Raw genomic sequence first — 7,258 nt, 5'->3', positions numbered from 1 at the left:
TGGCTGGGGTGCAGGGATTCGAACCCCGGAATGCTGGTATCAGAAACCAGAGCCTTACCGCTTGGCGACACCCCAATAATTCGTTTTCAAATTGTCTTTAATTGGCTGGGGTGCAGGGATTCGAACCCCGGAATGCTGGTATCAGAAACCAGAGCCTTACCGCTTGGCGACACCCCAATTAATGGCGTTACAAATTATCTTTAATATGGCTGGGGTGCAGGGATTCGAACCCCGGAATGCTGGTATCAGAAACCAGAGCCTTACCGCTTGGCGACACCCCAAAAATTTGGTGGCTACGACGGGATTTGAACCTGTGACCCCATCATTATGAGTGATGTGCTCTAACCAGCTGAGCTACGTAGCCTGAGTTTACTGCTTATTACTTCCGATAATGGCTGGGATACCTGGATTCGAACCAGGGAATGCCGGTATCAAAAACCGGTGCCTTACCGCTTGGCGATATCCCATCTGTCGACTCGCATCCACGAGTAAATATCGGATTGGCTGGGGTACCAGGATTCGAACCTGGGAATGCTGGTATCAAAAACCAGTGCCTTACCGCTTGGCGATACCCCATCCGGCTGCCGAAGACTGAAATGGTGCGGGAGGCGAGACTTGAACTCGCACACCTTGCGGCGCCAGAACCTAAATCTGGTGCGTCTACCAATTTCGCCACTCCCGCGAAAAGATGGTGGCTACGACGGGATTTGAACCTGTGACCCCATCATTATGAGTGATGTGCTCTAACCAGCTGAGCTACGTAGCCATCTTTTTTCGCTAACCTTCATCGGCGTTGCGGGGCGCATTATGCGTATTGAGCTTTGTAGCGTCAACAAGTTTTTTGCCGTTTTTTGCCTTAAAACGCCTGTTTGACTGGCTTGTAACCAGGGTGGCGATTTATTCAGCAGTTTTCGATCGCAACATCGACGATGAAAACAAAAAGGGGCCTTTTCAGACCCCTTATCCTACTCATTCACAAGCTTATTTGTAGGCAGACTGATGCACACCGACAGCACGACCAGATGGGTCATCCATGTTCTTGAAGGCTTCATCCCACTCAATCGCTTTAGCCGATGAACAGGCGACGGATGGACCGCCCGGTACACACTCTGCTGCACTGGCAATCGGGAACAGCTCTTCAAAGATTTCACGATACAAATACGCTTCTTTCGAGTTCGGCGTGTTGTACGGGAAACGGAAGTGCGCGGTAGACAATTGCTGATCGGTGATCTGCTTCGCGGCCACTTCTTTCAGGCTATCGATCCAGCTGTAGCCTACGCCATCAGAGAACTGCTCTTTCTGGCGCCATGCCACGCTCTCCGGCAGGTAAGAAGAGAAGCATTCACGCAGAATGTGTTTCTCCATTTTGCCGTTGCTGCCGCACATTTTGTCTTCCGGGTTGATGCGCATCGCCACATCAAGGAATTTCTTGTCAAGGAACGGTACGCGCGCTTCAACGCCCCATGCCGACATCGCTTTGTTGGCACGCGCACAGTCAAACATGTGCAGCGCCAGCAGTTTACGCACGTTCTCTTCGTGGAATTCCTGAGCGTTAGGTGCTTTGTGGAAATACAGGTAACCACCAAACACTTCGTCCGCACCTTCACCAGACAGCACCATTTTGATGCCCATTGCCTTGATTTTACGCGACATCAAATACATCGGCGTAGAGGCGCGAATGGTGGTGACGTCATAGGTTTCGATGTGGTAAATCACATCGCGAATCGCATCCAGACCTTCCTGCACGGTGAAGTGAATCTCGTGGTGCACGGTGCCCAGATGTTCCGCCACTGATTTGGCCGCTTTCAGATCAGGTGAGCCTTCCAGACCTACCGCAAAAGAGTGCAGCTGTGGCCACCAGGCATCACTTTTATCTTCATCTTCCACACGTTTTGCCGCAAAGCGCTTCGTCACGGCAGAAATGATAGAGGAGTCGAGGCCGCCAGACAGCAGCACGCCATAAGGCACGTCAGACATCAGGTGGCTTTTCACTGACTCTTCCAGTGCATGCTTCAGGCCCGCAGCGTCAGTGGTGTTCTCGGCAACGGCAGCGAAATCCATCCAGTCGCGCTGCCAGTAACGACGGATTTCGCCATCGCTGCTGCACAGGAAGCTTCCCGGCGGGAATTCTTTGATGGTGCGGCAAACCGGCACCAGCGCTTTCATTTCAGAGGCGACAAACAGGTTGCCGTGCTCATCGTTGCCCATGTACAGCGGGATAATCCCGATGTGGTCACGACCAATCAGATACTGCTGCTTCACGCTGTCCCACAGAATAAAGGCGAACATACCTTGCAGATCATCGAGGAAATCGAGACCTTTTTCCTGATACAGCGCGAGAATCACTTCGCAGTCAGAACCGGTCTGGAACGCGTAACGATCGCTGAGTTCAGCACGCAAAGCCTGATGGTTGTAGATCTCGCCGTTCACGGCCAGTACGTGGGTGTGGTCAGCGTTGTACAGCGGCTGTGCACCGTTGTTAACGTCAACAATCGACAGGCGCTCATGCACCAGAATGGCTTTGTCATCGGCATACACGCCAGACCAATCCGGTCCACGGTGACGCATCAGACGGGAACACTCCAGCGCTTTCTTGCGCAGTTCAACAGGATCGGATTTCAGATCCAGCACACCAAAAATCGAACACATAACTGACTCCTGATCTCACCTTGCGGCGATGTTATTTCTACGTTTGTCCGGCAGCCTTGACTGCGTGATGTATAAGAAAATGCGCTATCAGGTGGTGTCAACGCAAGTTAAATTGCGATCTTTTGATAAAAAGATTGTTGTGATGGCTTAAAAATTGGATATCATCTAATTAAATGTCAATTAAATTAGATGGCGTCTAATGAATTGGCGTTTTGGATGATTTCCTGCGCAATTAACGGTGCACAGAATCATAATAAAGGGATGTAAAAACAAACGCCCTGCTCACACGACGTGCGGGCAGGGCGATAAGTAAACGCGATAAGAGAAGGTTTAGAACAGGTCGATATCGGCCACTGAAGGGTAAATCCAGTCAGGGCGGAAAGGCATCGCATCAATGTCACTCAGCGTCGAAACCCCGGAGAGCACCAGAATGGTTTCCAGGCCCGCCTGGAATCCGGCCAGAATATCGGTGCGCAGGTTATCGCCGACAATCACCGTCTCTTCCGAGTGGGCATGCATCTTATTTAGCGCAGCACGCATGATATACGGGCTCGGCTTACCGACGTAAAACGGTTTGCGACCGGAGATGGTTTCGATACCGGCGCAGAGTGCACCGCAGGCTGGCACAAAACCGCGTGCGTGGGTATCCGGGTTGGTGGCGATAAAGCGTGCGCCATTAGCCACAAAGAAAGCCGCTTTATGCATCATTTCCCAGTTAAAGGAGCGCGTCTCCCCAACAATCACAAAATCGGGATTCACATCGGTGATGGTAAATCCGGCTTTATACAGTTCGTGAATCAGCGCGCCTTCGCCAATCACGTAGGCTTTTTTGCCTTCCTGACGACGCAGGAAATCGGCTGTCGCCATCGCCGAGGTATAGAACACTGAATCCGGTACCTCGACACCCGCATTGGCAAAACGGTTTGCCAGATCCTGAGCGGTTTGCGACGGATAGTTGGTCAGCACCACCAGCGGCATCTCTTTTTCAAGGATGCGCTGCAGAAACTCATTCGCGCCTTTCACGGCGGTATTGTCGTGCATCAACACGCCGTCGATGTCACAGATTACGCTTTTGATGGTCATATTGGCTTCCGGTCGGGCCCGCCAGACGGCAGGCTTCAATTATTCTTCCAGCAGATGCTGCAGCAAAATACCATTCAGCATCGCACGTTTCGCCAGGGCAAAAGCGCCAATAGCGGAACGGTGATCCAGTTCGGAACGCACCACCGGCAGGTTTTTGCGGAAGGCATTCAGCGCTTGGGTATTAATGCAGCCTTCAATCGCCGGGAACAGCACTTTGTCTGCGTCGGTGATTTCCCCCGCCAATACCACCTTTTGTGGGTTGAACAGGTTAATGGCAATCGCAATCGCTTTCCCGAGATAACGCCCTACATACTCAATCACTTCGCAGGCCAGCGCATCGCCCTGGTTGGCGGCACGGCAAATTTGCGGCATCAGGCAGTTATCCAGCGTCAGCGTGCTGGGATAGCCCTGGTTGAGCAAATGGCGCACGCGATTTTCAATCGCGCCATTGGCGGCAATCGTTTCCAGACAGCCAAAGTTGCCGCAGTGGCAGCGCTCACCCAAGGGATCGACCTGGATGTGGCCAATTTCGCCCACGTTGCCGTTGCTGCCGAGGAAAATATGGCCGTTAGCGATGATGCCCGCGCCGGTACCGCGATGTAAACGCACCAGTATGGAGTCTGCACAGTCACGACTTGCACCGAAATAGTGCTCCGCCAGCGCCAGACTACGGATATCGTGACCGACAAAGCTGGTGACGTTAAAGCGTTTCTGCAAGCTGGATACCAGCGGCCAGTGGCTGACAGCGATGTGCGGCATATAGCGAATAATGCCGTTAATCGGGTCCACCAGGCCTGGCAGAATCACCGCGATCGCGATTAATTCATGAATCTTGCGTTGATGCGCCGCCATAAATGCCGTGATGGCATTGAACAGCGCATTCTCCAGCGTTTCCTGGGTGCGCTCAGGCAGGGGATAATCTTCCTGCGCCAGCGATTTTCCGCTCAGATCGAATAATGTCAGCGTGGCATCATTGCGTCCTAAGCGAACGCCGATGGTATGAAAATGGCGAGTTTCGGTAATGATGGAAATGGCGCGGCGACCACCGGTAGAGGCTTGTTGCTCTACCTCTTTGATCAGGCCGCGCTCAATAAGCTGGCGGGTAATTTTCGTGACGCTGGCGGGCGCAAGCTGGCTGAGATCGGCGATCTGTATGCGCGATATCGGCCCTTGTTGATCAATTAGCCGGTAAACGGCTGCACTATTGAGTTGTTTGACAAGATCGACATTTCCTATTTGAGTCTGGCCGCCAGTGGTCATTCAGTACTTACTCGCTGAGGACGTCGTCTCCATTGACTAACGTCTTAGTGATTTGATAATCGCGGGTAAAGACAGTGAGGTTAGCGACTTTTCCTGCTGTCACTGAACCCAGCTGTTTTTCCACACCCATTGCCTGGGCCGGGTAGAGCGTTGCCATGCGCAAAGCTTCATCCAGCGCGATACCGCAATGTTCGACGCTGTTTTGCACCGCTTCAATCATGGTGAGCGCAGAACCGCTTAAGGTACCGTTTTCGTCAACGCAAAGGCCGTCGCGATAGTATATTGTTTTGCCTGCAAAAATGAATTTATCAATTGACGCGCCAGCGGGTGCGGTCGCATCCGTTACCAACACCAGCTTGTCACCTTTGATGCGCTTTGCATTACGCACGTTAGCGTAGTGGACATGTAAACCATCCGCAATGATGCCGCAGTATACATCAGGTGAATCAAACAGCGCACCGATCAGACCAGGTTCACGCCCTGCAAAGGTTGGCATGGCATTATAAAGGTGAGTGGCAAAAGAGACACCCGCACTAAAGCCCGCTTTGGCTTCTTCATAAGTGGCGTTTGAATGGCCCGCAGAAATAATAATGCCGGCATTGCGCAGCTTGCCAATCACCTCGGCACCGGCATTTTCTGGCGCCAGCGTCACTTTGGTGATCACGTCTGCGTTGGCGCAAAGAAAATCGACCATCTCCGCATCGGGCAGACGAATCAAATCTGGATTATGGGTACCTTTTTTGGCTTTGTTCAGCCATGGACCTTCCAGGTGTAGGCCTAACGCCTGATTAGGGTGTTTGGCCAGATAGGCGCGCATGGTTTCGATGGCACGCTTCATCAAAGCATTGGTGCTAGTGATCAGCGTTGGCAGATAGCTGGTGCAGCCTGATTTTTCGTTGGCACGCTGCATGATTTCCAGCGTTTCCACGCTCAGCGCATCGATATCATCGTTAAACTGCACGCCGCCGCAGCCGTTTAACTGCAAATCAATAAATCCGGGAGCGATAAACGCACCAGCCACATCCTGCTGTGTCATCGTTGCATCAAGCGCATCTCGTGGGCACACGCGCTCAATCAGGCCATCTGCAATCACCACTGCATGATTGTCCAGAATTTCATGACCGGTAAAAATCCGGCCGTTCACTAATGCGTACATCGTTTTTCTCTCCCGGCTAAGCCTGCCACCTTACGGCAGCAGGTTTTTCACAACGTGTTCTCACACACCTTTCATATTTTCCGCTTCCATTTCGCGGAAATATTTCACGGTTTTCACTTTCAGTTCCATGGTGGCCGGTTCGTCACACACCACCACAGATTTCGCATGCAGCTGCAGGCAGCTGATGGTCCACATATGATTAACGTTACCTTCTACAGCGGCCTGCAACGCCTGCGCTTTAAGATGGCCCGTCACCAGAATCATCACTTCTTCGGCATCCAGAAGCGTACCCACACCCACGGTCAGAGCGTACTTTGGCACCTGATCGACATCGCCGTTAAAGAAACGCGAGTTGGCGATGCGGGTATCGTGCGTCAGGGTTTTGATGCGGGTGCGGGAAGAGAGTGAAGAAGCCGGCTCATTAAAGGCAATGTGTCCGTCGTTGCCCACGCCGCCCATAAACAGATTAATTTTACCGTAAGAGCGAATCTTCTCTTCGTACTGGCGACATTCTGCGTCAATATCTGGCGCATTGCCATTCAGAAGATTAATATTTTCTGGTTGGATATCAACGTGATCGAAAAAATTGCGGTACATGAAGCTGTGGTAGCTTTCCGGATGCTCTTTTGGCAGGCCCACGTATTCGTCCATATTGAACGTCACCACATGCTTGAAACTAATCTGGCCCGCTTTGTGCATATCAATCAGGTGCTTGTAAGCTTCCAGTGGCGTACCACCGGTTGGCAAGCCCAGCACGAAGGGACGTTCTGCGTTAGGCTTAAACGCATTAATGCGGTTAACAATGTGGCGTGCAGCCCATTTACCCACCTGGGTCGGTGTGGCCAAGGGGATCAGTCTCATGTCTTCACCTCAATTAAGATTAGGAAAATGTTGTCGCCGATGCTGGTTTAGGTTGCTGCCATTAAGCGTAATCGGTTTAAGCGCAACCAGCAGGGAAAAGTGCGACCTGATATTTTTCATCATAAAATAAGTTTGTGGTGGTGGCTAGCATTTCGCAGTGATAAACGTCCATTATGGTGATTAAAGTCACAGTTACTGTGGTTTTAATTTGCGAGGCGAATTAATTTATCTTTACACTGCGCCTCGTGG

At 51.8% G+C, this 7,258-nt stretch carries 5 protein-coding genes and 8 tRNA genes; all 13 read right to left on the bottom strand.

Annotation, left to right across the window (positions count from 1 at the left end; all coding sequences use genetic code 11):
* Window positions 1-75 (bottom strand) — tRNA-Gln (locus AC1MDE_RS24895).
* A gap of 27 nt (window positions 76-102) precedes the next feature.
* Window positions 103-177: transfer RNA gene (locus AC1MDE_RS24890), tRNA-Gln, on the bottom strand.
* A gap of 29 nt (window positions 178-206) precedes the next feature.
* Window positions 207-281: transfer RNA gene (locus tag AC1MDE_RS24885), tRNA-Gln, on the bottom strand.
* A 6-nt stretch (window positions 282-287) separates the two neighbouring features.
* A tRNA-Met gene (locus tag AC1MDE_RS24880) sits at window positions 288-364 on the bottom strand.
* 28 nt (window positions 365-392) lie between these two features.
* A tRNA-Gln gene (locus AC1MDE_RS24875) sits at window positions 393-467 on the bottom strand.
* A 34-nt stretch (window positions 468-501) separates the two neighbouring features.
* A tRNA-Gln gene (locus tag AC1MDE_RS24870) sits at window positions 502-576 on the bottom strand.
* Between the two features lie 21 nt (window positions 577-597).
* Window positions 598-682, bottom strand: a tRNA-Leu gene (locus AC1MDE_RS24865).
* A 7-nt stretch (window positions 683-689) separates the two neighbouring features.
* A tRNA-Met gene (locus AC1MDE_RS24860) sits at window positions 690-766 on the bottom strand.
* A gap of 215 nt (window positions 767-981) precedes the next feature.
* Window positions 982-2,649 carry an asparagine synthase B gene (gene asnB / locus AC1MDE_RS24855; RefSeq protein WP_160867870.1) on the bottom strand — a complete coding sequence of 556 codons (1,668 nt, stop codon included), beginning with the start codon at window positions 2,647-2,649 and terminating at the stop codon, window positions 982-984.
* Between the two features lie 330 nt (window positions 2,650-2,979).
* Window positions 2,980-3,732: an HAD-IIA family hydrolase gene (locus tag AC1MDE_RS24850; RefSeq protein WP_034829095.1), complete on the bottom strand. Its 753-nt coding sequence runs from the start codon at window positions 3,730-3,732 to the stop codon at window positions 2,980-2,982.
* A gap of 39 nt (window positions 3,733-3,771) precedes the next feature.
* Entirely contained in the window at window positions 3,772-4,992 is a 1,221-nt protein-coding gene (nagC, locus tag AC1MDE_RS24845; protein WP_034829098.1) for a DNA-binding transcriptional regulator NagC, read from the bottom strand.
* A 7-nt stretch (window positions 4,993-4,999) separates the two neighbouring features.
* Window positions 5,000-6,148, bottom strand: coding sequence for an N-acetylglucosamine-6-phosphate deacetylase (nagA, locus tag AC1MDE_RS24840; protein ID WP_058962152.1), 1,149 nt, complete (start codon window positions 6,146-6,148; stop codon window positions 5,000-5,002).
* 60 nt (window positions 6,149-6,208) lie between these two features.
* Complete coding sequence (nagB, locus tag AC1MDE_RS24835) at window positions 6,209-7,009, bottom strand: glucosamine-6-phosphate deaminase (RefSeq protein WP_479414699.1); 801 nt, start codon at window positions 7,007-7,009, stop codon at window positions 6,209-6,211.
* Window positions 7,010-7,258: the final 249 nt, after the last annotated feature.

The sequence above is a fragment of the Pantoea folii genome, from assembly GCF_056678875.1.
The sequence above is the reverse complement of the archived record's forward strand: the minus strand, read 5'-3'. Positions and strand labels throughout refer to the sequence as shown.

Coding starts and splice junctions, on each gene's coding strand:
- asnB (WP_160867870.1), bottom strand. CDS start 2,649: ATGTGTTCGATTTTTGGTGTGCTGGATCTGAAATCCGATCCTGTTGAA.
- AC1MDE_RS24850 (WP_034829095.1), bottom strand. CDS start 3,732: ATGACCATCAAAAGCGTAATCTGTGACATCGACGGCGTGTTGATGCAC.
- nagC (WP_034829098.1), bottom strand. CDS start 4,992: ATGACCACTGGCGGCCAGACTCAAATAGGAAATGTCGATCTTGTCAAA.
- nagA (WP_058962152.1), bottom strand. CDS start 6,148: ATGTACGCATTAGTGAACGGCCGGATTTTTACCGGTCATGAAATTCTG.
- nagB (WP_479414699.1), bottom strand. CDS start 7,009: ATGAGACTGATCCCCTTGGCCACACCGACCCAGGTGGGTAAATGGGCT.